This is a genomic window from Neorhizobium tomejilense, from assembly GCF_964254135.1.
GTDB classification, from domain to species: domain Bacteria; phylum Pseudomonadota; class Alphaproteobacteria; order Rhizobiales; family Rhizobiaceae; genus Neorhizobium; species Neorhizobium tomejilense.
The window spans coordinates 4,368,404-4,393,633 of sequence record NZ_CAXUSO020000001.1; the positions used below are offsets into that span (position 1 = coordinate 4,368,404).

26 protein-coding genes are annotated in these 25,230 nt (G+C 62.2%); 10 read left to right on the forward strand and 16 right to left on the reverse strand.

All coding sequences use genetic code 11. The features are described 5' to 3' along the window. Nucleotides 1-109: 109 nt before the first annotated feature. On the forward strand, nt 110-1,093 hold the full coding sequence (locus tag ACSQ3G_RS21450) for a carbon-nitrogen hydrolase family protein (protein ID WP_436111463.1): 984 nt from the start codon (nt 110-112) through the stop codon (nt 1,091-1,093). 65 nt (nt 1,094-1,158) lie between these two features. Here ACSQ3G_RS21450 and dnaJ read toward each other — a convergent pair whose 3' ends face one another. From dnaJ to ACSQ3G_RS21465, 3 genes are all read right to left on the reverse strand, one after another. Next, nucleotides 1,159-2,289 carry a molecular chaperone DnaJ gene (gene dnaJ, locus ACSQ3G_RS21455; RefSeq protein WP_105417033.1) on the reverse strand — a complete coding sequence of 377 codons (1,131 nt, stop codon included), beginning with the start codon at nt 2,287-2,289 and terminating at the stop codon, nt 1,159-1,161. 97 nt (nt 2,290-2,386) lie between these two features. Further along, nucleotides 2,387-4,288, reverse strand: coding sequence for a molecular chaperone DnaK (gene dnaK, locus ACSQ3G_RS21460; RefSeq protein WP_105402318.1), 1,902 nt, complete (start codon nt 4,286-4,288; stop codon nt 2,387-2,389). A gap of 196 nt (nt 4,289-4,484) precedes the next feature. After that, on the reverse strand, nt 4,485-6,962 hold the full coding sequence (locus tag ACSQ3G_RS21465; RefSeq protein ID WP_436111464.1) for a transglycosylase domain-containing protein: 2,478 nt from the start codon (nt 6,960-6,962) through the stop codon (nt 4,485-4,487). Between the two features lie 196 nt (nt 6,963-7,158). Here ACSQ3G_RS21465 and ACSQ3G_RS21470 point away from each other — a divergent pair, with 196 nt between their 5' ends. The 7 genes from ACSQ3G_RS21470 (at nt 7,159) to ACSQ3G_RS21500 (ending at nt 9,608) form a co-directional block, all read left to right on the forward strand. Further along, nucleotides 7,159-7,332, forward strand: coding sequence for a hypothetical protein (locus ACSQ3G_RS21470; protein WP_436111465.1), 174 nt, complete (start codon nt 7,159-7,161; stop codon nt 7,330-7,332). 149 nt (nt 7,333-7,481) lie between these two features. Further along, complete coding sequence (locus tag ACSQ3G_RS21475) at nt 7,482-7,664, forward strand: hypothetical protein (protein ID WP_038547982.1); 183 nt, start codon at nt 7,482-7,484, stop codon at nt 7,662-7,664. A gap of 120 nt (nt 7,665-7,784) precedes the next feature. Next, nucleotides 7,785-7,988, forward strand: a complete 204-nt coding sequence (locus ACSQ3G_RS21480) for a hypothetical protein (RefSeq protein ID WP_436111466.1) — start codon at nt 7,785-7,787, stop codon at nt 7,986-7,988. Between the two features lie 132 nt (nt 7,989-8,120). Next, the gene (locus tag ACSQ3G_RS21485; protein ID WP_436111467.1) at nt 8,121-8,363 is read left to right on the forward strand and encodes a hypothetical protein; all 243 of its coding nucleotides are present in this window, start codon (nt 8,121-8,123) and stop codon (nt 8,361-8,363) included. 93 nt (nt 8,364-8,456) lie between these two features. Then, nucleotides 8,457-8,651: a hypothetical protein gene (locus ACSQ3G_RS21490; protein ID WP_105402322.1), complete on the forward strand. Its 195-nt coding sequence runs from the start codon at nt 8,457-8,459 to the stop codon at nt 8,649-8,651. A 297-nt stretch (nt 8,652-8,948) separates the two neighbouring features. Beyond that, a complete protein-coding gene (locus ACSQ3G_RS21495; RefSeq protein WP_172716915.1) occupies nt 8,949-9,161 on the forward strand; it encodes a hypothetical protein in 213 nt (70 codons plus the stop codon). A 75-nt stretch (nt 9,162-9,236) separates the two neighbouring features. Further along, the gene (locus tag ACSQ3G_RS21500) at nt 9,237-9,608 is read left to right on the forward strand and encodes a hypothetical protein (protein WP_436111468.1); all 372 of its coding nucleotides are present in this window, start codon (nt 9,237-9,239) and stop codon (nt 9,606-9,608) included. On the opposite strand, the gene ACSQ3G_RS21505 is transcribed toward ACSQ3G_RS21500, so the two are convergent. After that, on the reverse strand, nt 9,605-10,072 hold the full coding sequence (locus ACSQ3G_RS21505) for a YbaK/EbsC family protein (protein ID WP_436111469.1): 468 nt from the start codon (nt 10,070-10,072) through the stop codon (nt 9,605-9,607). The genes ACSQ3G_RS21500 and ACSQ3G_RS21505 overlap by 4 nt on opposite strands. A 471-nt stretch (nt 10,073-10,543) precedes the next feature. Between ACSQ3G_RS21505 and ACSQ3G_RS21510 the strand changes: the two genes are divergently transcribed. After that, nucleotides 10,544-10,753, forward strand: a complete 210-nt coding sequence (locus tag ACSQ3G_RS21510; protein ID WP_007754264.1) for a cold-shock protein — start codon at nt 10,544-10,546, stop codon at nt 10,751-10,753. A gap of 481 nt (nt 10,754-11,234) precedes the next feature. Here the strand turns inward: ACSQ3G_RS21510 and ACSQ3G_RS21515 are convergent, their stop codons facing one another. Together ACSQ3G_RS21515 and ACSQ3G_RS21520 are read right to left on the reverse strand one after the other, a co-directional pair. Further along, the gene (locus ACSQ3G_RS21515) at nt 11,235-12,623 is read right to left on the reverse strand and encodes a M20/M25/M40 family metallo-hydrolase (RefSeq protein ID WP_436111470.1); all 1,389 of its coding nucleotides are present in this window, start codon (nt 12,621-12,623) and stop codon (nt 11,235-11,237) included. A 131-nt stretch (nt 12,624-12,754) separates the two neighbouring features. After that, complete coding sequence (locus tag ACSQ3G_RS21520) at nt 12,755-13,186, reverse strand: MarR family winged helix-turn-helix transcriptional regulator (RefSeq protein WP_046602923.1); 432 nt, start codon at nt 13,184-13,186, stop codon at nt 12,755-12,757. 389 nt (nt 13,187-13,575) lie between these two features. Here ACSQ3G_RS21520 and polA point away from each other — a divergent pair, with 389 nt between their 5' ends. Then, nucleotides 13,576-16,590, forward strand: coding sequence for a DNA polymerase I (gene polA, locus ACSQ3G_RS21525; protein WP_436111471.1), 3,015 nt, complete (start codon nt 13,576-13,578; stop codon nt 16,588-16,590). Nucleotides 16,591-16,599: 9 nt separating this feature from the next. Here polA and ACSQ3G_RS21530 read toward each other — a convergent pair whose 3' ends face one another. The 10 genes from ACSQ3G_RS21530 to phnL form a co-directional block, all read right to left on the reverse strand. Further along, the gene (locus ACSQ3G_RS21530; RefSeq protein WP_436111472.1) at nt 16,600-16,896 is read right to left on the reverse strand and encodes a hypothetical protein; all 297 of its coding nucleotides are present in this window, start codon (nt 16,894-16,896) and stop codon (nt 16,600-16,602) included. 75 nt (nt 16,897-16,971) lie between these two features. Beyond that, on the reverse strand, nt 16,972-17,571 hold the full coding sequence (phnN, locus tag ACSQ3G_RS21535; protein ID WP_436111473.1) for a phosphonate metabolism protein/1,5-bisphosphokinase (PRPP-forming) PhnN: 600 nt from the start codon (nt 17,569-17,571) through the stop codon (nt 16,972-16,974). After that, nucleotides 17,571-18,710, reverse strand: a complete 1,140-nt coding sequence (locus ACSQ3G_RS21540; protein ID WP_436111474.1) for an alpha-D-ribose 1-methylphosphonate 5-triphosphate diphosphatase — start codon at nt 18,708-18,710, stop codon at nt 17,571-17,573. Before ACSQ3G_RS21540 ends, phnN begins: the two co-directional genes overlap by 1 nt. Next, nucleotides 18,707-19,420 (reverse strand): DUF1045 domain-containing protein, encoded by a 714-nt coding sequence (locus tag ACSQ3G_RS21545; RefSeq protein WP_436111475.1) that lies wholly within the window; start codon nt 19,418-19,420, stop codon nt 18,707-18,709. Before ACSQ3G_RS21545 ends, ACSQ3G_RS21540 begins: the two co-directional genes overlap by 4 nt. Before the next feature lie 112 nt (nt 19,421-19,532). Beyond that, nucleotides 19,533-20,876: a phosphonate ABC transporter, permease protein PhnE gene (phnE, locus tag ACSQ3G_RS21550; RefSeq protein ID WP_436111476.1), complete on the reverse strand. Its 1,344-nt coding sequence runs from the start codon at nt 20,874-20,876 to the stop codon at nt 19,533-19,535. After that, nucleotides 20,876-21,856, reverse strand: a complete 981-nt coding sequence (gene phnE, locus ACSQ3G_RS21555; protein WP_436111477.1) for a phosphonate ABC transporter, permease protein PhnE — start codon at nt 21,854-21,856, stop codon at nt 20,876-20,878. Before phnE (ACSQ3G_RS21555) ends, phnE (ACSQ3G_RS21550) begins: the two co-directional genes overlap by 1 nt. A gap of 72 nt (nt 21,857-21,928) precedes the next feature. Next, nucleotides 21,929-22,840, reverse strand: coding sequence for a phosphonate ABC transporter substrate-binding protein (gene phnD, locus ACSQ3G_RS21560; protein WP_436111478.1), 912 nt, complete (start codon nt 22,838-22,840; stop codon nt 21,929-21,931). Nucleotides 22,841-22,921: 81 nt separating this feature from the next. Further along, nucleotides 22,922-23,779 (reverse strand): phosphonate ABC transporter ATP-binding protein, encoded by an 858-nt coding sequence (phnC, locus tag ACSQ3G_RS21565; RefSeq protein ID WP_105438814.1) that lies wholly within the window; start codon nt 23,777-23,779, stop codon nt 22,922-22,924. Between the two features lie 115 nt (nt 23,780-23,894). Then, the gene (locus ACSQ3G_RS21570; protein ID WP_436111479.1) at nt 23,895-24,512 is read right to left on the reverse strand and encodes a DapH/DapD/GlmU-related protein; all 618 of its coding nucleotides are present in this window, start codon (nt 24,510-24,512) and stop codon (nt 23,895-23,897) included. After that, on the reverse strand, nt 24,509-25,219 hold the full coding sequence (gene phnL, locus ACSQ3G_RS21575) for a phosphonate C-P lyase system protein PhnL (protein ID WP_436111480.1): 711 nt from the start codon (nt 25,217-25,219) through the stop codon (nt 24,509-24,511). The genes ACSQ3G_RS21570 and phnL overlap by 4 nt, the downstream gene beginning before the upstream one ends. Between the last annotated feature and the right edge of the window lie 11 nt (nt 25,220-25,230).

The window sequence follows — 25,230 nt, forward strand, 5'->3', positions numbered from 1 at the left end:
ATGGTCTTGAAACGGAGGCAAAGGGACTTCAGTCTCGGGTCGTTATCTTGGTCCGACCGTTTCGGATGTGGTTGCTGGGGAACTCCGTCCGGGACGTGAAAGGCTCAAGATGACGCAAAACGGAAATCTCAAACGCCGTGTCCGTGCCCGTGCCGCAAAGACAGGCGAATCTTATACCGCCGCCCTCAGCCACATCCGCGAAAGTGCCCCGAGCGATCCAGGGCCGCAGGCCAGATCGGTGCGCCTGGCCGTGGCTCAGACCACTCCCTATGTCGATCCCCGCAGCGTGGCCGAGCTTCGTACAAGCGGCGAGGAGATGCGGCGCCTCACGCGCGAGGCGCGACAGGCGGGCGCGAGGGTGATCCACTTCCCCGAAGGTGCGACCTGCTCTCCCGACAAGCGTATCATGTCCTCGACCGGCCGGGATCCGGTCGGGCCGTCCGACTGGAGCCGGTTCGAATGGGCCGTGCTGCGCGAGGAACTGGAGGCCACGCTGGCGCTGGCACACGAACTCGGGCTGTTTGCGGTCATCGGTTCCGTGCACCAGCTGACAGAGCCGCATCGGCCGCATAACAGTCTCTATGTCGTCTCGGACCGGGGAGAGCTGGTGACGCGCTACGACGAGCGCCTGCTGTCGAACACCAAGATCTCGTTCATGTACACGCCGGGTTCGACCCCGGTGACCTTCGAGGTCGATGGCGTCCGCTTCGGCTGCTCGCTCGGCATGGAGACGCATTTTCCCGAAATCTTCAGGGAATACGAGCAGCTCGACGTCGATTGCGTCCTGTTCTCGACCACCGGCGCAACGCCGGCCTTCGCGGCTGAAGTGCTGGGACATGCGGCGGCCAACCGCTACTGGGTGAGTTTCTCGGTGCTGGCCTATCCCGGCTTCATGCCCCCTTCCGGAATCGCCGCCCCGAGCGGCGAATGGGTGACCCGATGCCGGGCGGATGCGACGCCTTCGCTTGCGATCGTCGATGTCGAGCACAATCCGGGAGAGATCGCCCGCCCCTGGAGGCGAACCGCGCGGGCCGGCATCTATGAGCCGCATATGGTGAGCGATCCGCGCAGCGGTGTCCGCGACACCTTCTAGGAGCCCAACGAAAAAGCCGCCCGCAACGACGTGCTGCGAGCGGCTTCAGAGGGTGGCTCCAGAATTCAGCTCTCGAAGAATTCCTTCATCCGGGCGAAGAAGCCCGTCGATTCCGGATTGTTATCCTTCGAGGACAGTTCCTCGAATTCCTGCAGCAGCTCGCGCTGCCGCTTGGTGAGCTTCTGCGGGGTCTCGATCTGGATCTGGATGTAGAGATCGCCCGTCTGGCTGGACCGCAGCACCGGCATGCCCTTGCCCTTCAGGCGGAACTGCTTGCCTGGCTGGGTGCCTTCCGGCACCGTCACGCGGGATTTGGTTCCATCGAGAGTGGCCACGTCGAACGTGCCGCCGAGGGCGGCAGTCGTCATCGAGATCGGCACGGCGCAATAAAGGTCCGCGCCGTCGCGCTGGAAGAACTGGTGCGGTTTCACCGACAGGAAGATGTAGAGATCGCCCGCCGGCCCGCCGCGCGTGCCGGCTTCGCCTTCGCCCTGAAGGCGAATGCGGGTGCCGTCTTCGATGCCGGCCGGGATGTTGACCGACAGCGAACGTTCTTCGGTGACGCGGCCCTGGCCGTGGCACTTGCCGCAGGGATCGGTGATCGTCTGGCCGCGGCCGTGGCAGGTCGGGCAGGTGCGCTCGACCGAGAAGAAGCCCTGGGATGCGCGCACGCGGCCGGAGCCCTGGCAGGTGCCGCAGGTCTTTGGCTGGGTGCCGGGCTTGGCGCCCGAACCCGAACAGACGTCGCAGGTGATCGAGGTCGGAACCCGGATCTGCGCCGTTTTGCCGGAAAAGGCTTCTTCCAGCGTGATTTCCATATTGTAGCGAAGATCGGCGCCGCGTTCGCGACCGCCGGTCGAGCGCCGGGCACGACCGCCGCCCATCATTTCGCCAAAGATATCTTCGAAGATGTCGGAGAAACCGCCGGCGCCCGCGCCCGAGAAGCCGCCTCCGCCGCCCATTCCACCCTGTTCGAAGGCGGCATGGCCGAAGCGGTCGTAGGCCGCGCGCTTCTGGGGATCCTTCAAGGTCTCGTAAGCTTCGCCGAGCTCCTTGAACTTCTTTTCGGCTTCTGCGTCGCCCGGATTCTTGTCGGGATGATATTTCATCGCGAGCTTGCGGAAGGCGCTTTTAAGCTCCTTCTCATCGGCTGTCCTGCCGACACCCAGCGTTTCGTAAAAGTCTGCTTTTGCCATGGAGGTAACCGGCTCCGGAAAGGATTCCGGCTGCACGAAGGCAGCCGGATACTCAAGTCAACTATGGTCGAGGTCTGGCCATCAGGCAACCGGCGGATTAGGCGGACTTCTTGTCGTCCTTGACTTCCTCGTAGTCGGCATCGACGATATCGTCCTTGCCGCCCTCGGAGCCTTCGCCGCCTTCGGCCTGCTGGGCCTCATAGATGGCCTGACCAAGCTTCATCGACACTTCCATCAGGACCTGCGTCTTCGCCTGGATGTCATCGGCGTCCGGCTCGGAGGCTTCGATGGCGGTCTTCAGCGAAGCGATCGCATCCTCGATTGCCTTGCGGTCTGTCTCGGAAACCTTGTCGCCATATTCCTTCAGCGACTTCTCGCTGGAGTGAACGAGGCTTTCTGCCTGGTTCTTGGCTTCGACGCCGGCACGGCGCTTCTTGTCGGCTTCGGCATTGGCCTCGGCGTCCTTGACCATCTTCTCGATCTCGGCGTCGGAGAGACCGCCGGAAGCCTGGATGCGGATCTGCTGTTCCTTGCCGGTGCCCTTGTCCTTGGCCGAAACCTGGACGATGCCGTTGGCGTCGATGTCGAAGGTGACTTCGATCTGCGGCATGCCGCGCGGCGACGGCGGCAGGCCGACGAGGTCGAACTGGCCGAGCAGCTTGTTGTCCTGGGCCATTTCGCGCTCGCCCTGCGATACGCGGATGGTCACGGCCTGCTGGTTGTCTTCGGCGGTCGAGAAGGTCTGGCTCTTCTTGGTCGGGATCGTCGTGTTGCGGTCGATCAGGCGGGTGAAGACGCCACCGAGCGTCTCGATGCCGAGCGACAGCGGGGTCACGTCGAGCAACAGAACGTCCTTGACGTCGCCCTGCAGAACGCCTGCCTGGATGGCGGCGCCGAGAGCGACAACTTCATCCGGATTGACGCCCTTGTGCGGCTCCTTGCCGAACAGCTGCTTGACGACTTCCTGGACCTTCGGCATGCGGCTCATGCCGCCAACGAGAACCACTTCGTCGATCTCGGCGGCGGTAACGCCGGCATCCTTGAGGGCTGCCTTGCACGGTGCGATGGTGCGCTGGACGAGATCGTCGACCAAGCTTTCGAATTTGGCGCGGGTCAGCTTCAGGGTCAGGTGCTTCGGACCGGAAGCGTCGGCCGTGATGAACGGCAGGTTGATTTCGGTCTGCTGCGAGGAGGAGAGTTCGATCTTAGCCTTTTCGGCAGCTTCCTTGAGGCGCTGCAGGGCGAGCTTGTCGTTCTTCAGGTCGATGCCCTGGTCCTTCTTGAACTCATTGGCAAGATATTCGACGAGACGCATGTCGAAGTCTTCACCGCCGAGGAAGGTGTCGCCGTTGGTCGACTTCACTTCGAAGACGCCATCGCCGATTTCGAGGACCGAGATGTCGAACGTGCCGCCGCCAAGGTCGTAAACGGCGATCGTCTTGCCGTCCTTCTTGTCGAGGCCATAGGCGAGAGCGGCTGCCGTCGGCTCGTTGATGATGCGCAGCACTTCGAGACCTGCAATGCGGCCGGCATCCTTGGTTGCCTGGCGCTGCGCGTCGTTGAAGTAGGCCGGAACAGTGATGACGGCCTTTTCGACCTTTTCACCGAGGTAGGATTCAGCGGTTTCCTTCATCTTCTGAAGGATCATCGCGGAAACCTGTGCGGGGGAATAGTTCTTGCCTTGGGCCTTGACCCAAGCGTCGCCATTATCGCCCTTGACGATATCGAAGGGGACGAGGCCCTTGTCTTTTTCAACCGTCGGATCTTCGTAGCGGCGGCCGATCAGGCGCTTCACGGCGAAGAGGGTATTGGTGGGGTTGGTCACCGCCTGGCGCTTGGCCGGCTGGCCGACGAGGCGTTCGCCGTCATCGGAAAATGCGACCATGGAGGGCGTGGTACGCGCGCCTTCGGCGTTCTCGATCACCTTCGCATCTTTGCCGTCCATGATGGCGACGCAGGAGTTGGTGGTACCGAGGTCGATGCCAATTACTTTTGCCATTTTCTTCTCTCTCCTTTAAGCGAACCATCGGAACCCCTCAAAGGCATTCCACTGACAGTTCCTCGACTGGGATGGTACGCAGCATCGGCTGCGGTCATGCGGCGTATATAAGGACGGGTTTTTAGGACTGCAAGGCGAGAAATCGCCCGGATCCCAGCAAAAAGAACAGTTTGCCGAGCAATACTGTCAATACGCTTCACTGCCCCATGATCAGGTCGAAAAGCGTTGTCTGCCGCGGCTGGTCTCTGGAGCCCGCAACGCCGACGTCGCCGGGCGGAACGGGGCCGCCGCCGATCGCTCCCGGCGGCACCGGAGCGGACGAATCATAGGGGCCGCGATACTGGCGATAATCACGGACCGGAACGTCGCCGGGCGGTATTACATCGCCACGACGGCCGCGGTCGCCATAGACCGGCCTGTTGTCGTAGATCTGTCCGTTGTTCCTGTTGTCGTAGCCCTGGTTGTCGCCATAGACGGGCCGCACGCGGGCGGGTTCCCGTTCGATCGAGGCGGAATCCTGGGCGGGAGGGCGCGGCGCCGGCGGGTAATCGGCGGGGAGTTCGTCCTGGGTTCTGCGGCCACCGGGCAGGATGCCAGAAATGATATCGCCGATCGTCGTCGACGGCGAATCCGGCTGGACTGCGGCCGGCGGCGGCAGATCAAGGCCGCGGCCGGTGCCGAACAGCGGCGTCGGCGTATAACCCTTCATCGCGGACGTCATATATTCCTTCCAGGCCTTTGCCGGCAGCCCGCCGCCGGTTACCTTCTTCATGAAGGCGCCGTCGTCGTTGCCGAACCAGATGCCGGTCGTCATGATGCTGGTATAACCGACGAACAGCGCGTCGCGAAACGACTGGGTGGTGCCCGACTTGCCGGCTGCCTGCCAGCCGTCGATCCTGGCGGCCTTGCCGGTACCCTCGTTGATGACGCGGTTCATCATGCCGTTCATCGTCGCCGCCACCGGCTCGCTGAGCACGCGCGGCGGGTTGGCGTAATCGGCCTCGTAAAGCACCTTGCCATCCGGATCGATGATACGCTTGACGATATGCGGGGTCGCCTTGTAGCCGCCGTTCATGAAGGATGCGTAGGCAGACGTCAGCTCGACCAGCGAGACTTCCGAGGTGCCGAGCGCGATCGAAGCATTCGCCTGGATGTCGGAATCGATGCCGAGCCGGTGGGCGAGGCTGACCACCTTGTCGGGACCGACCTGCATGGCCAGCTGCGCGGCAACCGTATTGAGCGATTGCGCGAAGGCCGAGGCGAGCGTCACCGGGCCGCGGTATTTCTCGTCGAAATTCTCCGGTGACCAGTTGCCGATCTTGACCGGCGTATCGTTGACCATCGAGTCCGGCCGGGCGCCGGCTTCGAGTGCCGCGGCATAGACGAAGGGTTTGAAAGCCGAGCCCGGCTGGCGCTTCGCCTTGACGGCGCGGTTGAACTGGCTCGTCGCATAATCGCGGCCGCCCACCAGCGCCCGGATCGCGCCGGTCGCATCGACCGAGACGAGGGCTGCCTGCGAGGCGTTGAGCTTGCCGCCTTCCTTCTTCAGCACATCGTTCAGCGACTTTTCGGCAGCAGCTTCTAAGCGCATGTCGAGCGTGGTCTCAACAGTCACATCGACTTTCGGCTCACCGATCAGGCTCTTCACTTCGTCGACGACCATGTCGGCGGCATAATGCTGGGCGCCGGTCCAGTAGCGCTTCGCCTTGGCCGGCGGCTGCGACATGGCACTCTTGAGGTCGCTGTCGGTGATGTAACCTTCCTCGCGCATCGTGCCGAGCACGACCTGGGCGCGCGCTTCCGCTGCCTTCGGATCGCGGGCCGGCGACAGACGGGAAGGTGCCTTGAGGAGGCCGGCAAGCGTCGCCGCTTCGCCGAGATTCGCGTCGCGGGCGGACTTGTTGAAATACCGCCGCGACGCCGCCTCAACGCCATAGGCGTTCGAACCGAAGAACACCCGGTTCAGGTACATGGCGAGGATCTGGTCCTTGGTGAACTTGTGCTCCAGCCAGAAGGACAGGAGCACCTCCTGGATCTTGCGTTCGAACGTGCGGTCCGGCGACAGGAACAGGTTCTTGGCGAGCTGTTGGGTGATGGTTGAACCGCCCTGGATCGGCTGGCCGGTCAGGTTGTTGACCAGGGCGCGCGCCAGGCCCAGCGGATCGACGCCGAAATGCGAATAGAAACGCCGGTCCTCGATGGCGATCACCGCCTGCGGCAGGTAGGGCGACATTTCTTCGAGCGCCAGAGCCTCGCCGCCAGTCGAGCCGCGATTGGCAACGACCGAGCCATCGACCGCGGTGATCTTCATGTTCGCAGGGCGGTCCGGGATCGACCAGGTACTGGCGGCCGGCATTTTTGCGCCGTAATAGAGCACCAGCCCGCCGACGGCGATGCCGGCCCAGATGCCGAGCACGAAACACCAGTAGACTAAGCGCTTGAGCGGTGAGAAGAACCCGCCGCCCTGGCGACGGGTGGAGGCTTTCCTGTCGCGCGAGGGACGGGCGCGTTCCGGGCGCTCGGAACGCTCGTCGCTTTCGGCTTTCGATGGACGTCTGCCAGGCCGGCCGTTGCCCACGATCCGCTCATCCGCGTCGAGACGTAAATCGCCGCTCGGCCGCGAACCCTCGAAGGACGGTTCAACGCGTTTGTCTGATTTGCCTCTGGCTGCCATGGTGAGCCGGCATACCCCCGTTACGCGCCTGTCAAAACAGGCTGTTACTCGAATGTCTGATCGCCCAAGCCTTTGGCTCGACTCTAAATGCGGCGATTTAAGGAGGCGTAAAGGACCCACTTATTTGGCCCGGTCTTGAACCGCTTGACTTCCATCTCCATTTATGAGAACAAATAGAGAACATTTGGAGGTACTGATGAGCAGAACCGAACATGTGATCGAACGTGCAATGGCCGCAGTCGCAGCATCGAAGGCTTTGCGCGAGGCTGAAGCGCAGCGTCGGCGCGAGACGTTCCAGAAGATACAGATCGCCAGCCAGCGACGCCCGAATATTCCCAAGGGCATCCAGCTGCCGCTGGACCTTCATTGAAATGCCGCAACGCCCTGGAGGGTCGGGCGTTGGCCTATGTTACAAAAGCTGCCCGATACCGCATCCAACCTTAAAAAAATCCGATTCCTGATGGAACAAGGAGGCAAGATCCGCGTTATGACGGATTCCACCTTGGAGGAGGGGAGGATATGCAGAAAGTCGTCGAGGCAGTCGTCCGGAATGGCGACCAGCGCGTCCCGGTCGGGCTGGTCACCGTCAAGCAGGCGCTTGAAATGCCTGAAAGGGGAATGGTGGAGTTCAGCCACCCCGCTTATGAAGCCGGAAAGACTGATATTTTCGTCAATCGCGAAACCCTTTCAAAACTGATGTAATCGCTACCAAGCGATGAAAACAGGCCATATGAGGCAGCCCGAAAACGCGAATTCGTGATTTCGGGTTCATCGCACTACGGGTTACCGTGGCACCTGCAACCACAGCGAAAGGAGAATGGCATGAAGACAGTTCTCGTAATCGCCGCCGTGCTCGGCCTGTCATCCACCGCAGCCCTTGCGGAATGCGCCGGCCACGACGTCACGGCTTCCGCCAAGGTGGACAAGGAAGTCACCACGGCAAGCATCGCGCCTCCGAAAGTGGACCCGCGCCAGGAAGCCGTCGTGCTGAAGCAGTCTGAAGGACAGGCTAAAGTCACCGAATAATGGTTTTGCCCGCGCCGGCCCTGTCGGCGCGGGTTTCCATTCCCTTCAGACAAAGGCCTGCCCTTTCAGATGGGAAGCTGGAGACGGAACCTCGCGTTCCGTTTGGGTGTTGTTTCCGAAAAGGAGACTTCAATGGCCAAAAAACCTCTCGCTGCCGGCTTTACCGGTGATGTCGCCGAAGAGACAGGCGTTGGTGCCCGTACGAAATCTGCCGTTCATCATGTCAAGGACGAGGCGGGCATGGTCGCCGCCCACGCTGTCGACCATCCGGCCGCTACCGGCTCGGCAATTGCTGCCGTCGGTCTGCTCGGCCTGGCGATAGGCTACATGCTCGGCATGTCGTCCGCCTCCCGCGACCGGCGCTTGTATCGCTGAAGGCGAGTGAGGTTTTCTTCGGGAATACTGGCCGCCCTGCGGAACCGTGACTGGCCTCAATCGTTGGTTTCCTGACAGGAAAAGGAGGCCATCATGCCCAATCGAGACCCTATCCCCGCTCCGAGCCCTCAGCCGCGCGGGCCGACACCGGCGGGCGGTGTCCCCGATCGAACCCAGGAAAAGCCGCCATTGACGCCTGCACAGGATCCTGGCGACAGCAAGAACCCGCAGGATCCGACGCTCAATCCCGCTCTGATGCCAACTGGCGACCCGGCGGGCATGGCATAAGCCGCCGTTGGACCTTCATGCCTCGTTCTTAGACACCCGAAGGACCCGTATAGGTAGTAACCCGTACGGGTCTACCCTTATATTACACCCGTCTATTATTGTTATTGTCAATTTATTAGCCAAGGCTCAAAATCCTCTCTCCTGTGGCTTGTAGACCTTTTTGTTCCTCGGGCGCCGACAAGGCCGGCGCAAGTCTGTCGCAATAGAAGGCCGCTGGTAAGTTTCTCCAGCCGCCATTGTAGAGCAGGGCGAGGAGAATGGTCCGCCGGTCGGGCACCGTATGATCGGGAGGGTTATATGCCTACACAGATGGTTAGAAATCCTGTCAATCCGGACCAGCTCAGCTTGCTGCAGCAGGTCTTTGACCAGGCTTGCGCGGAACACCAGATCGACAAGGCGAGCCCCGATGCCGAGGCACTCGCGCTGATCCTCGTGAACTCCCTTCAAAAAGGCTCGGACGACAAGCAAAAGCTCTCGGCGCTCGCCGAGGCGCTGGCGAAAAGCCGATAGGTTCTTGCTTTAAACGAGGAACCTATCAGTCCTTCGGCAGTTGAACGGTCTCTTGAAAAACGCAAGGAGGCCGTAATGGCAGAGCCCGTCAGAAACCTGAACACCCCCGCGAAATCGAATACGCCCTCTTTCGATCACGAACCCGGCGAAAACGTTAAGACCGAGATCGCGACGCTGCGTTCCGAGATTGCCAACCTGCGCGAAATGCTCTCCGAAAAAACCGGTGCCGCCTATGGCAAGGTGACTGAGCGCGCCGGCAACGCTGCGCATTACGTGCAGAACGAAGCAAGCACGGTTGCCGGCACCATCCGCGAACATCCCGCTGCGACCACGACGCTGTTCACCCTGATCGGCGCGATCGGTTTTGCCATCGGCTATGTGGTTGCAACCGCTTCGGCGGAAAGCAAGCATGCCTGGTACGACCGTTACTTGAGCGGCCGCCTCTAAACCGGATCCTGACCGACATCGATCCAGGTCGCTGCGGTCAGGTCCGCCATACGGTCGGGGCTGATGCGCACAGCGGCATTGGTGGCGCCGGCCGCAGGCACGACTTCCGGGAATTTCCGCAGCGACTCGTCGCAATAGATCGGGATCGGGGAAGGCAACCCGAACGGACACACGCCGCCGATGGGATGGCCGGTGATCTCGGCCGTCTCGTCACCGCCGAGCATGCGCGGCTTGGCACCGAAATGATCCCGGAATTTGCGGTTGTCCAGGCGGATGGTTCCCGACATCACCACAAGCATGGTGGTCTCGCCGGCGCGTACGCAGATCGTCTTGGCAATCTGCTCGGGCGCCACCCCGTGAGCGAGGGCGGCAAGCGGCACGGTGGCCGAGCTTTGCTCGGTAATGATGACGTGGACATCGGGGGCGTTGGCGGCGAAGAAGGTGCGGACGGATTCGAGGCTCATGCACTCAAATTGGCCTAGGACGGTGTGGGCTGCAAGAGGACAAAGGAGCTATGCGAGAATTGCAATGCTGCACTGCGATATCGTGACTGTTTTTTAAGCTTCGCTCCTGTATGTTCAATTCATCGAAGGGCGCACTCCTCCTCCCAGCGCCCCAGATGGGACCGACAACACCTCCTCCTCCCAGTTGTTGGTCAGTTTCGGAAACCCGGCGCACCTCCTCCCGCGCCGGGTTTTCTGTTTTATGCGCCTTGAAATCGCTGGCTATTTCGCCCTTGAAAGCGCGGCTTAATTTTCCCGATCTTGACCTTTTTGACCGGAGCCATTATCTGGTTCGCCATCGATATTTGTTTGATAGCCAGCACTATGCGCCTCGCGGCGTTTGCGACGATCTCTCTTCAAATACGAAACTTCAACGTTCCAAGCGCTCGAGCGTGGAATAGTCGGTCATATTTGCAAGGGAAAGGCATCGTTATGGCTACCGGTACTGTAAAGTGGTTCAACGCAACCAAGGGCTACGGCTTCATTCAGCCTGACGACGGTTCGCAGGACGTTTTCGTTCACATCTCCGCCGTTGAGCGCGCTGGCCTCGGCCAGCTCAAGGACGGTCAGAAGATCTCCTACGAACTCGTCAGCGACAAGCGTTCTGGCAAGGTTTCCGCAGACCGCCTCCAGGGCGCATGATCTGCTGAAGACCTCAGAGTCGAACTCGCGAAAGGCCGGCTTGTCCGGCCTTTCTGCTTTTCTGGAACGGGCTCCTCCAGTGTTTAGAGCGATTCTAAACTTAACCCCTTGTAAACGGAAACCTTAGCTCCCATCTAGGGTTCAATAGCGTTTCCGACGCACCGCGTGGTCGGGGCTCCAAAAGCCTGAGCGAGCATGTGTGTTACGGCAAATACGGGCGACCGTGCCGTCTCGAGGCGGTTTTCATATCCGCGTTAACGGGATGTTTACTTAACCGAGGGACGATGACCGCTAGAGCCGCAGTGATCTGAAAAGGTCGAAGAGCGGCCGCGTCGGAAATGCTTGTCCCATTTCGAGTGACCACGGATGTACTGGCACCAGTGAATGGGAGTGGAAAGGTCGGGCTTGCCCCGGCCTTTTTGTTTTTAAGGGCCTGACGCGGAGACGCGTCGGGCCCTTCTCCGTTTCAGGCCTTCAGAGGTCAGTCAGCCAGCGCCGCGATGATGCGCGCCCACGAGCGGATACCCTTGTGGAAGGAGCGCAGGTCGTATTTTTCATTCGGCGAGTGGATGCGGTCGTCGCTGAGGCCGAAGCCGACCAGCAGCGATTCCATGCCGAGCGTCTTCTGGAAATCGCCGACGATCGGGATCGATCCTCCAACGCCGACAACCAAGGCCGGCTTCGGCCACTCCTCGGAAAGCGCCGTCTTCGCCTTGGTGAGCACCGGCGAATCGTAACCGAGCTGGATCGCCGGCGAGCCGCCATGCGTCAGGAATTCCACCGAGCAGTCAGCCGGGATCTTCGAGCGCACATAGGCACGAAAACTTTCGCGGATCTTTTCCGGATCCTGGCCTCCGACGAGACGGCAGGACACTTTGGCCGAGGCCTTCGACGCGATCACCGTCTTGAAGCCCTGGCCTTCGTAGCCGCCGCTGATGCCGTTGAATTCGCAGGTCGGCCGCGCCCAGAGCAGTTCGAGCAGCGAACGGCCCTTTTCGCCGGCCAGCTCCGACAAGCCCACCTCTCCCAGAAAGTCGTCGCGACCGCTGACAAGGTTTTCCCAGGCCGCCTTGATGTTGGACGGCGTCTCCTCGATGCCGTCGTAAAAGCCTTCGAGCGTCACGCGGCCGGTATCGTCATGCAATCCGGCGAGGATTTTCGACAGGATCTGGATTGGGTTTGCCGCAGCGCCGCCGTACATGCCGGAATGAAGGTCGCGGTTGGCGGCGCTGACGATGATTTCTTCGCCGACCAGGCCACGCAACGACGCGGTAATCGCCGGCGTATCCGCATCCCACATGCCGGTATCGCAGACGAGCGCGTAATCGGCTTTCAGTTCGGCGGCATTGGCGTCGAGGAAGGGTTTGAGCGACGGCGAGCCGGATTCTTCCTCGCCTTCGAAGAGGATGGTGACGCGCACCGGCAGCGAGCCATGCACATCTTTGTAAGCCCGGCAGGCTTCGACGAATGTCATCAGCTGCCCCTTGTCGTCGGCAACGCCGCGGCCCGTCACCACCTTGCGGCCGACACCGAGTTCCTTGACCTTGGGGTCGAAGGGATCGTCCTCCCAGAGATCGATCGGATCGACCGGCTGGACATCGTAATGACCGTAGAACAGCACGTGCGGCGCATCAGCGCTGGCGCCCGGGTGGTGGCCGACGACCATCGGATGACCGGTCGTATCGCGAACCGACGCCTCGAAGCCGAGATCCTTCAGTTCGGCCACCAGCCACTCGGCAGCCTCGCGGCAATCGGATTTGAAGGCGGGGTCGGTGGAGATCGACTTGATGCGGACGAGGCCGAACAGGCGCTCGAGGCTTGCGGGAAGGTTCTGGTCGGCGCGGTCGAGGACGGCGGAAAGATCGGTCATGGGAAATCCTGTCTTTGAAATGCGAGACCTCGAGCCCAGGAGGCAAGAAGCGGCCCATCGTTTCGAATGCCCGACCTTGTTAGCAAGTCAGGGGCAGCGGAGACAATGGCAAAGACGCCAACGCCGTTGGCTTAGATCTTGCGTGCGTTCTCGACGATCATCCGCATGTATTCGATCATCAGCTCGCGCTCGAAGCGACGAAAGCCTGAGAACAGGGCCGCATCCGCTTCGGAGGCCGCTTCCACGGCCTGGACTTCCAGCTCGCGGCCGAGCGAGGTCAGCGTGATGATCTGTGCACGGCGGTCGTTCGGATGGGGGGTGCGCTGGATGAGACCGTCCCGCTCCATGCGGGCGAGTGTGTTGGCGAGCGTCGCCTGTTCGACCTCCAGCTTGTCGAGGAGCTGCTTCTGCGTCAGCCCGTCTTCCTGCCAGAGTTCGAGCAGGACGGGAAACTGGCCAGGGGAAAAGCCAAGCACCATCGCCCGCTTCTGCAGGGAGCGCGCAAAGCCTTTGGCGAGTTGGCCCGCCAGGTATGTCGCAGAATGCGAGCGGTCGAATCCCATGGCTGGTCTTCATCCCTCCCTGAACGAGCCCGTTTGCGAGCAATATCTGCCAGATATATCGCACGCCATGCTTTCGCCAAGCCTGTGCGAAGATGGGGGAAATGACAAGTGTTTCCTGCGAAAGAGCAATAAAAAACCGCCACGGCAGGGAGGGGACAGCCGTGGCGGTTTCTGATGGAAGGACAAAGGCCCGGAGAGGGGGATAGGCCTTTGTCCGGCCTGGTTCGGCGGGGGACATGCCGGCTGCCAGACTGCGGCGTGATCAATCGCCGGTGAGTAGGAAATGTGGGGCCGAACCGGGCTTTTCAAGAGAAAGCATATTACAAATCGGTAACGTTCCGGTGAGGGCGGGAGGCTTCGCGGCAGCGAAGTTTTCGTGGACGGATCAAATGCCCCACGCTATTCCTTGCGCCATGAAAAAAGGCGATCATCTTTTCCTTATCGACGGTTCCGGCTTCATTTTCCGCGCCTTCCACGCGCTGCCGCCGCTCACCCGCAAATCCGACGGCCTGCCGGTCGGCGCCGTCTCCGGCTTCTGCAACATGTTGTGGAAGCTGCTGACCGATGCGCGCGACACCTCGGTCGGCGTGACGCCCAGCCATTTCGCCGTCATTTTCGACTATTCCGCCAAAACCTTCCGCAAGGAGCTCTACGACGCCTACAAGGCGAACCGTTCGGCGCCGCCGGAAGAGCTGATCCCGCAATTCGGCCTGATCCGCCAGGCGACCCGCGCATTCAACCTGCCCTGCATCGAGACCGAAGGTTTCGAGGCGGACGACATCATCGCGACCTATGCCCGCCAGGCCGAGGCGACCGGCGCCGATGTGACCATCGTCTCGTCGGACAAGGACCTGATGCAGCTCGTGACGCCGAACGTCCATATGTACGACAGCATGAAGGACAAGCAGATCGGCGTTCCCGACGTCATCGAGAAATGGGGCGTGCCGCCGGAGAAGATGATCGACCTGCAGGCGATGGTCGGAGATTCGGTCGACAACGTGCCGGGCATTCCGGGCATCGGCCCGAAGACGGCAGCGCAGCTTCTTGAAGAATTCGGCGATCTCGACACGCTGCTTGCCCGCGCCGGCGAAATCAAGCAGGTGAAGCGCCGCGAAAACATCGTCGCCAATGCCGACCTCGCCCGCCTTTCGCGCCGGCTCGTCTCGCTTCGGCTCGACGTGCCTCTCGACCTCGATCTCGATGCGCTGGTGCTGGAGCCGCAGGACGGCCCGAAACTGGTCGGCTTCCTGAAGACCATGGAATTCGGCACGCTGACGCGCCGCGTCGCCGCCGCTTGCAATTGCGATGCCGATGCCATCGAACCCGCCGTCGTGAACGTCGAATGGGGCCAGGCCGCCCGCGGCCCGGACCTCGATGCCGGCGGCGTGGCGGCGGTCGATACCGGCGAGGCGGCGGCGGAAGCGCCCGCCAATCCCGCCAAGGCGCCGGTCGCCAAGGGCACGGAGGCGGCAACGCCGACCGCATTCGCAGAGGCCCGCATCGAAGCCTTTGCCAAGGCCAAACTCGATCCGAGCTGCTACGTGACCATCCGGGACCTGACGGTGCTGGACGACTGGATCCGCGCGGCGCAGGAAACCGGTCTCGTCGCCTTCGACACGGAAACCACATCGCTCGATCCGATGCAGGCGGAGCTGGTCGGGTTTTCCCTCGCACTTGCCGACAATATCGCCAATCCGTCCGGTCTCGAAGTCCGCGCGGCCTATGTGCCGCTGATCCACAAGACCGGCGTCGGCGATCTGCTCGGCGGCGGGCTTGCCGAAAACCAGATCCCGACCCGGGAAGCGCTGGCGCGTCTGAAGCCGCTGCTGGAGGACCCGTCGGTCCTGAAAGTGGCGCAGAACCTGAAGTTCGATTACCTGCTGATGAGACGTCATGGCATCACCGTCGAGGGTTACGACGATACGATGCTGATGTCCTATGTACTGGAGGCCGGCAAGGCGAACCACGGCATGGACGCCCTGTCGGAGCGCTGGCTGAACCACAAGCCGATCACCTTCAAGGAAGTCGCCGGCAGCGGCAAGGCGGGCGTCACCTTCGATTTCGTCGATATCGACAAGGCAACCGCCTATGCGGCGGAAGACGCCGACGTGACGCTGCGCCTGTGGATGGTGCTGAAACCGCAGCTGGCGGCCGCAGGCCTGACGCGCATCTATGAGCGGCTCGAGCGGCCGCTGGTTTCGGTACTCGCCCGCATGGAAGAGCGCGGCATCACCATCGACCGGCAGATCCTGTCCAGGCTTTCCGGCGAGCTTGCCCAGCGGGCCGCCGCCTTCGAAGACGAGATCTACCAACTGGCGGGAGAAAAGTTCACCATCGGCTCCCCGAAACAGCTCGGCGACATCCTGTTCGGCAAGATGGGCCTGCCGGGCGGCGCCAAGACCAAGACCGGCCAGTGGTCTACCTCGGCCAGCGTGCTGGAAGATTTGGCTGCCGAAGGTCATCCCCTGCCGCGCAAGATCGTCGACTGGCGCCAGCTGACAAAGCTGAAATCCACCTACACGGACGCGCTGCCGGGTTACGTTCACCCGGAAACGAAGCGGGTCCACACCTGCTACTCGCTTGCCTCCACCACCACAGGCCGGCTTTCCTCTTCGGAACCGAACCTGCAGAACATCCCGGTGCGTACGGCGGAAGGCCGCAAGATCCGCACCGCCTTCATCTCGACGCCCGGCCACAAGCTGGTCTCCGCCGACTACAGCCAGATCGAGCTGCGCGTGCTTGCGCATGTGGCCGATATTCCGCAGCTGCGCCAGGCCTTTGCCGATGGGATCGACATTCACGCGATGACGGCCTCGGAAATGTTCGGCGTGCCGGTCGAAGGCATGCCGAGCGAAGTGCGCCGCCGCGCCAAGGCGATCAACTTCGGCATCATCTACGGCATCTCGGCTTTCGGGTTGGCCAACCAGCTGTCGATCGAACGCTCTGAAGCGGGCGACTATATCAAGAAGTATTTCGAGCGTTTCCCGGGCATCCGCGATTATATGGAAAGCACCAAGACCTTCGCGCGCGAGAACGGTTACGTCGAGACGATCTTCGGCCGCCGGGCGCATTATCCGGAGATCAAGTCCTCCAACCCTTCGGTGCGTGCCTTCAACGAACGTGCGTCGATCAATGCGCCGATCCAGGGTTCGGCCGCCGATATCATCCGCCGCGCGATGGCGAAGATGGAATCGGCGCTGGAAACGACCGGGCTGAACGGAAGGGCCCGCATGCTGCTGCAGGTGCACGACGAACTGATCTTCGAGGTCGAGGATGAGGAGATCGACAAGACCTTGCCGGTGATCATCTCGACCATGGAGCAGGCGGCCATGCCGGCGATCTCGATGCGGGTGCCGCTGAAGGTCGATGCTCGCGCCGCCAGCAATTGGGACGAAGCGCATTGAGCCTAAGGCTCAGCGTTCCTGCGGATAAAGAGACAGAAGTGCGGTCGAAAGCAGCTCATCTGCATAGGTGCAGGCGGTGAGCCGCGCATCCTCGGGCATGTTCATCTCGTGACAGCGCTGGTGCACGGCTTCGAGAACGAGGTTGCTGATCCCGCGGGCGTGTTCGACGTCTGCGTTCTCGGACGTGTCCATGGCAAGCGCCAACGCCGTCATGGAGACGATTTCCAGAACAACGACGCGCGCTTCCAGATCGATGGCAGTAGCCCCATCGGGACGTTGCCCTTCGCGCGGCTTGCTCTGGCCCATGATTTTTCCTTTCCTTATAAGGAAAGGCACATAGAGCCGGATCAGGGACTTTAAAGAACGATCGAACGTTTTTCGCTAACCAGTCGGGTGGCTCGCAAAGCAACCGTTGAGGGCCTCGATCAAGGCCCTGCCGGCATCTTCGAGCGATCCGCTATTGTCGATCGTCACCACCTGGTAGTTGCCGGTCACGGTCAGCGAGCTGCGTTCGAGACGCCGAAGTATTTCCTCGCGCGTTTCCCGCCCGCGCGCTTCGAGCCGGGCCGCGAGCACGTCCAGGCTGGCGGTGATGTTGATGACCACCAGCGACGGATAGGTATCCTTGAACCGGGCAAGCGCGGAACGCGAGCCGTTGGCGACGACCAGCTGGCCTTTTGCCATGGCCTCTTTCGTCTCGACGGGAATGCCGTATCGCAGGCCGTGGGCACCCCAGGAGACCGCAAAACGACCGGCCTGTTCCAGAGCCTCGAATTCCGCTTCGGAAACGCCATCATGGTCTTCACCGCCGGCGGCGGCGTTGCGGGTGATGACGCGCCGTACGAAGACGACGTCATCGCGGCCCTCGAAGAACCGGGCGGCATAGGCCATCAGCGTGTCCTTGCCGGCCCCGCTCGGGCCGACGACCGCGACCATGCAGCCGCTTCGCTCCGGTTCCGTTGCTGTCGGCCTGGCGTCCATCAGGCGACCCGCCGGCCTTCCCGCCAGACGGCGCGGGAGACGGGAACCCCCTCTTCGTGATGGACGCGGACGATATCGGCACGCAGGCCGGTCGCGATCCGGCCCCGGTCGTCGAGGCTGACGGTGCGGGCAGGGGTCGATGTTACCATGGCGAGCGCCTTCGGCAGCGAGATGCTTTCAACCTCCGAGGCAAGCACGAAGGGCGCGTGCAGCAGGCTGAGCGGCACGTAATCGGAGGAGAGCACGTCGAGCACGCCACGCTCGGCAAGGTCGCGGGCGGCGATATTGCCGGAATGCGACTTGCCGCGAACGATGTTCGGCGCGCCCATCAGCACGCTCATGCCTGCTTCGTGCGAAGCCTTTGCCGCATCGAAACTGGTCGGGAATTCCGCCAGCCGAACGCCGTTGTCGATCGCTTCGCCCACATGGGAGAGCGTCGCGTCGTCATGGCTTGCGACTGCAATGCCATGCTCGGCGCAGATCTTGGAGATCGCAACGCGGTGCGGCGTCGCATTGCGTGCCGATTCTTCCTGGCGTTTGGCGACGAAAGCGGCGAATGCCTCATCGCTGAGGCCGCGCTTCTTCTGGTAGTAGAGCGTGTACTGATCCATCGTCTGGAACTGCCGCTGGCCTGGCGCGTGATCCATCAGCGAGACGAGCCGGACATGCGGATCGTTCTCGAAGTCGACGAAATGCTCCATGCAATTGTCGGCGGAGACTTCACAGCGCAGATGCAGGAAATGTTCGGAGCGCAGGCGGCCGTAGGCGCCGGCAGCGGCAATCGCGTCCGCCATGGCGCGCATTTCGCCATGGGCAAAGCCGCCGTCCTCGTCGGCGCCCATGCGCAGGCAGTCGAAGACGGTGGTGATGCCGGAGGTGGCGATCTGTGCGTCATGGGCCTGGATCGCCGCCGTGGTGTTCCAGCGCACGCCCGGGCGCGGCGAATAATGCTGTTCCAGATGGTCGGTATGAAGTTCGACCAGGCCCGGGATCAGATAGTCGCCCTCGAAATCCTCGCCGGTATGGACATTGCCTTCCGAGATGTCGGTGATCTTGCCGTTCCGGATCTGGACGGAACCGGAGATCACGCTGTCCTCGAGCACGATGCGGGCATTGGTGAGCACGAGTTCGGCGGTCATGATGCGGTCTTTCTGTTTTCGAAGGCGGACGCCAGCGGAAGCCAGCGATGGGCGATGAAGGGTGTGCCGCGCTCCGGCTCTACGAAGATGGCGAGCCCATCGACGGTCAGCGGCGCGTTGGCGAAATCGGCAAAGCGGCGGTCGAGCTCGCGGCGCATGATGGGCGCCTCTTCGGGCGGGACCTGCCCGGTCAACGTCATGTGGAAGCGGAACTCGTCCATGACATAGGGATAACCCCAGCGGTCGAGATTGGCGCGCTGGGCCGAACTTAACATATCAGGTTTACGCCGCGCGATATCGTCCTCCGACAGCGGTGCGCGAAAATGTTCGAACTCTTCGACGACGCGTCCGGCAAAATGCTGGAGCTCCGGGTAAATGGTATCGGGAACCAGCGCGAAGAACCGCCCCAGCTGGCCGACGATGACGTTCGGGATGTCGAACGCGGTGGTCTCTGCGGCAAAGCGTTCGGCGGCCCTGATCAGCTCGGCTTCCGTCCGGTCCGGATGCAGCTCGAACGGCGCCTTGAGCGTCGCGTGAAAGGCGTAGCGGCGCGGATCGGCGGTCAGTTCATGGACGGTGTCGCGGGACAGGCCTTCGACATCGGGCGTCGGAAACGTCTCGCCGGTAAAGGCGTCACGGCAGAGCCAACGCGCTGCCGCCTTCGTCAGCGGATGGTTTTCGGCGGGCGAAAAATAGAGAGCGTAGCGCAAAACGGGATTCCGGAATCAGGAGAAGGCCGGCCGACTTTACCTGTGCGCCGGCCCGCGAAACAGGACCCCCGGCTAAAAGATTTCCATGACAGAATGATGATAATCCGGCCTGTCAGGAGCCCTTTTTGCCCATGACGCGCGAACGCAGCGCATTGGAGAGATTGTCGAAGACGAAGACCACCAGAAGGATCAGCAGGACCATATAGGCAACCTTGTCCCAATCCGCATTGGTCTTCATGGATTCGAGCAGCTTGAGGCCGATACCGCCCGCGCCGACAGCGCCGATCGCGGTTGCCGAACGGGTGTTGGACTCCCAGAAATACAGCGATTGCGAGATGAAGATCGGCAGGACCTGCGGCACGACGCCGTAACGCTGCACGACGACCGGCGCGGCCCCCACCGACTTGACGCCCTCGCGCTGCTTGTCGTCGACATTCTCCAGCGCTTCCGAATAGACCTTTCCGAGCGCACCGGTATCCGTGAAGAAGATGGCGGCGATCCCGGGGAGCGGCCCCGGCCCGAAGGCGCGGGTGAAGAACAGGGCCCAGATCAGCATGTCGATGGAGCGCAGGAAGTCGAAAAAGCGCTTCATCCCCCAGTTCATCGGCCGGCTTGTGGTGATGTTGCGCGCCGCGACGAAGGCGAGCGGGAAGGCGATGAGGGTGGCGAACAGCGTGCCGACGAAGGCCATGACCAGCGTCTGCATCAGCTTGGAGAGAATATCGCCATGCTGCCAGCTGCTATTGTTCAAGAAGTTGTCGAGCGCCAGCGAGGCATTGGACTGGCTCGGGTCGAGCCGCTCGCCGAAGAGCATCAGCCCGCCCACGCCGGTGACGCTGCGGCCCCAGAACGGCGATTGGGTGTCGAAGAAGAAATTCGCCCAGCCGAGGAAACGCCGCTGCACATAGACCTGGCTGTTGCGGATTTCCGCCTGGCCGGCAAAGCCGAAACGGACATTGACCTTGTTGCCGTCCTGCACCATCCGCGCCGGCGCACCGGCAGGCAGTATCGCCCGATCCCCTTTGATCGCGACGGGATAGAGCTTGCCGTCGAGATAGACGTCGACCTGGCTCGGGGTGACGTCAAGCCGGTCGTCGCTACCGAAGATCACCGTGTAGCCGCCGTTGGAGGCCGGCTTCAGCCAGTCGATCGCCGCGCCGTCCGGATATTGCCCGCGGCTCGTCCATTGCGGCACGGCCTCGCCGTTCTGGAAGCGCAGACGGGGCTGCGCGCGCCATGAATACCAGTCCTGCAGGTAGATCGCCGCGCGATCCCAGTTGCCGTTGACGAAGGTCGGGATGACGTTGAAGAAGGAGAAGCAGAAGGCGAGGTAGACGAAGACGGCGACGGCCGCGATCGCCAGGCCCCAGCGCTGCAAGACGCTGCGGTGAAAGACTTCCGGATAGGCGGCGAGGAGGCGTTCGCGATCGGCGGCATTGACGGCGAGATTGGACATCAGGCAGCTCCCCGGCCGAATTCGAACGATTGCTTGCCGATCAGCCGGCGGCGCAGCCAGGCCGAGAACTGGTCGACGCAGATGACCGTAATCAGAAGTAGAATGATGATCGCATAGGTCTTGGCGGCGTGGTCACGTCCGATCGACAGGCTGAACACTTCCCCGATGCCACCGCCGCCGACGGCGCCGATAATGGTCGAGGCGCGCACGTTGATCTCGGTGCGCAGCAGCGTGTAGGAGACGAAATTCGGCAGGACCTGCGGCAGGATCGCGAAGCGGACGCGCTCCAGCCAGCTGGCACCAGACGCGCGCAGGCCTTCGTCCGGCTTCATGTCGGCATTCTCGACCACTTCGAAGAACAGCTTTCCGAGCGCGCCGATGGTGTGAATCGACACGGCGATGATCGCCGCGATCGGGCCGATCGACAGGATCGCGGCCAGCAGGCCTGCGACGACGATCTCCGGAAAAGCGCGCAGGATTTCCATGATGCGTCGCACCACCCAGCGCGTGAGACCGGCGCCGACGAGATTGGTGGAGGCGAAGAAGCAGAGAAGGAAGGCGCCGGTGGCGCCGAGGATGGTCGAAACGATGGCGATGTTGATGGTGATCGCCAACTGGTAGAAGAAGTTCGGAATATAGAAACTGTCGGTGATCCAGACGCGATCGCTCGTATAGTCGAACTTGATCGATCCGTCCGCATAGGGCGACGGCAGGTCGAACATGGCGCGGAAGATTTCCAGCGGGCTGTTCGGCACGAAGCTCTTCAGGAAATCGAAGAGATAAGGAAGGCGTTCGAAGAACTTGCCGGAATTGGCTTCGTTGGCGAAATCCAGCGACGCGCCGAGCACGATCAGGAAAACGACGATGGAGACGACGGTATAGATCCGCCGGGTCCGCACCTGTTGCTGATAATGGTCGAGGATGGTGCGGGAGCTTTCCTGCAGCCCGCTGTACTGAGCGGGTCCGGCCACGTGCGCCATTCTGGGTATCCTTGTTGAACGAGCGGCGGCATCGTCATGATGCCGCCGCCAAGATATTGATCAGACGTTGGATCAGCCGCCGATGACAGCCTTACGAGCGTCGATGATGGTCTGGTAGAACTTCTGGTCGACCGGCGACCAGTCGACGTAACCGCCGCCCGTGAAGCTCTCGAAGCAAGTCTTGTCCTTCTTCGGCAGCTCGGCGAAGTAGGCGGTCACCTTCTTCTTCATGTCGTCGGAAAGCTTGTTGGAAACCATCAGCGGGCCGTTCGGGATGAGCGGCGACTTCCAGACCTGGACGATGTCGTCCATGTCGAGCAGGCCCTTGGAGACCATGATGTGCAGGTTGCCGGATGAGTAACCCTGTGCCCAGTCGCCGACGGCGGAGCCGAAGGTGGTGCCGACGTCGAACTTCTTGTCGAGAATACCGAGAACGAGGTTCTCATGGCCGCCGCCGAAGCCGGTTTCGGAGAAGTACTGCTTGACCGGCATGCCGACGTCCTTCGGCAGGGCGACGTTCGGCACGAGGTAGCCGGAGGTCGAGTCCGGATCAGCGAAGCCGATCTTCTTGCCCTTGGCGTCGGCGAGCGTCTTGATGCCCGAATCCTTGCGGGCAACCATGATCGAGTAGTAGCCGGTCGAACCGTCGGCCTGCTTGGTGGTCAGGACCGGGGTAACGGCGTTCGGGTCTTTGATGTAGATCGAAGCGTAGGAGGACGCGCCCATGACGGCGAGGTCGATCGTGCCGCCGAGCAGGCCCTGGATGACGCCGTTGTAGTTCGGCGACGGGAAGAGCTTGACGTCCGAAGCGCCGGTCGCGGCGATCAGGCCCGGCTTGACGCATTCGGTGCGGCGGACCTGATCGGCTTCGTTTTCGCCGCCGTCGAGGCCGATACGCAGAACCGGTGCGCTCTGGGCGTGGGCCTGGCCGGCAACGGCGGCGACGGCGATCGTCGCCATCAGGATCTTGCGGAATGCAGACATGGAAGTCTCCTTTGGTGATTGGGTTGGTCAACCCGGAAAGGGCGTCAGTCTTCCGGCCGCGGGTCGGCAGCCGGAAACAGGTCAGCGCATGGCGGCGGCTTCGGTCACCATGCCGGATGTGTCGATCGCGACGGGAGCTTCGCCGCGGCGGGCGGGGGCAAGGCTGGTCGATGTCATGGTCTCGTCGATCCCGGCGCCATCCTTGTCGGAACCATAGATCTCGCGAACCGCATTGGCGTTGAGCTGCTGCGGCGGGCCGTCGAAGACGACGCGGCCGCCCGCCATGCCGATGATCCGTTCGCAATAGCTGCGGGCCGTATCGAGCGTGTGCAGATTGGTGATGACCGTGATGCCTTCGCGCTCGTTGATGTCGCGCAGGGCATCCATGACGATCTTGGCGTTGAGCGGATCGAGCGAGGCGATCGGCTCGTCGGCGAGCATCATTTTCGGTGCCTGCACCAGCGCCCGGGCGATCGCCACGCGCTGCTGCTGGCCGCCCGACAGCGTTCCGGCCGCCTGCAGTGCCGTCTGTTCGATCCCGAGCCGCTCCAGCGCCGCCATCGCCATGACGCGCTCGTCGCGGCTGAAGATTTTCAGGAGGCTCATCGTCGTCGACCGGTGATTGAGACGGCCGAGCAGCACGTTGGTCATCACGTCGAGGCGCGGGACCAGGTTGAACTGCTGGAAGATCATCGCGCAATCGCGCTGCCAGTTGCGCAGCGCCCGGCCCTTGAGGGAGGAGACTTCGGCGCCGTTGAAGTAGATGGAGCCGGAGCTCGGCTCCTGCAGGCGGTTGATCATGCGCAGCAGGGTAGACTTGCCGGCGCCGGAGCGGCCGATGATGCCGACCATCTGGCCCTGGGGAATCTCGACGTTCACGGCACTCACCGCGATACGATCGCCGAAACGGCGGGTGATGTCCCTCAATTCGAACTTCATGCTCTCTCGCCAATTCAGCTTTTTTTCTGAGAGCTCGATAGCGATGGTTGATGAAGTCTGAATGTCGGATTTATGTCGGTTTTATTATATTCCGGAGGCGCCCGCCGCGCTTCCGTTACCTGGCATGACGGGACACGAATTCCTCTGCTGAAAGCGTCCGGAAGTCGTCGAGAGCAGCCCTCAGTTTCAAGTGATCCCAGTCCCACCAGGCAAGCCGGTCCATCGCTTCGCCAACCGCTTTCGTGAAGCGCTCGCGGATGAGCTTTGCCGGCACGCCACCGACGATCGTATAGGGCGCCACGTCCTTCGATACGACCGCACCGGCACCGATCACCGCACCGTTGCCGACGGTGACGCCCGGCAGCACGGTGGCGCCATGGCCGATCCACACGTCATGGCCGATCGTGACGCGATTGTCGCGCCGCCATTCGAAGAAGCTCTTCTCGTCTTCCGCGTCGTCCCAGTAGCTGGCGGCGCGATAGGTGAAATGATGCAGCGTCGCCCGCCAGGTTGGGTGGTTGGTGGCGTTGATGCGCACCGAGGCCGCCATGTTGACGAACTTGCCGATCGTCGCGCACCAGATCGAGCCGTCCTGCATGATATAGGAATAGGCGCCGATCTCGGCCTCGCTGATGCGGCAGCGCTCGGAAACCTCCGTATACGGACCGAGCGTGGAATTGCTGACATTTGCCGTTTCGTGGATCGCGGGCTCTAGCCCCACCTTGACGCTCATGCAGCGACTGCCTTTCGCGGAGAAAATTGGGAGACGTCGAGAACGCGGTCGGCCACTGCCTCGCGCACTTCCTCGTCATGGAAGATGCCGAGAAGGGCGACGCCTTCCTGTTTCTTGTCCGCGATCATGTCCATGACGACGCGCCGGTTGACCGCGTCGAGCGACGCGGTCGGCTCGTCGAGGAGCAGGATGCGGTGGCTGGTGATGAAACCGCGGGCAATGTTGACCCGCTGCTGCTCGCCGCCCGAAAACGTGGCGGGCGGCAGGGTCCAGAGTTCTCGCGGCAGGTTGAGCTTGGCCAGGAGCTCGGCCGCCTTGTCGCGCGCTTCCGGCGCTGCGATGCCGCGGGCGACCAGCGGTTCGGCGACCACGTCGAGCGCCGAGACGCGCGGGACAGTGCGCAGGAACTGGCTGACATAGCCGAGCGTATGGCGCCGCACGTCGAGCACCGTGCGCGGATCGGCGCGGGCGATATCGACGATCCGGTCCTTGTGGTCGACGAGGATCTGTCCGGCATCGACGGCGTAGTTGCCGTAGAGCATCTTCAGGATCGAGCTCTTGCCGATGCCTGACGGGCCGCCGAGCACGACGCATTCGCCGCTTGCGACGGAAAAATTCACATCCTTGACGACCGGCAGCTTGATGCCGTCGCGCAGATGCATGGTGAAGCTTTTGAAGACTTCGGAAACGACGAGAGGTGTGGCCATCGGTATTCTCC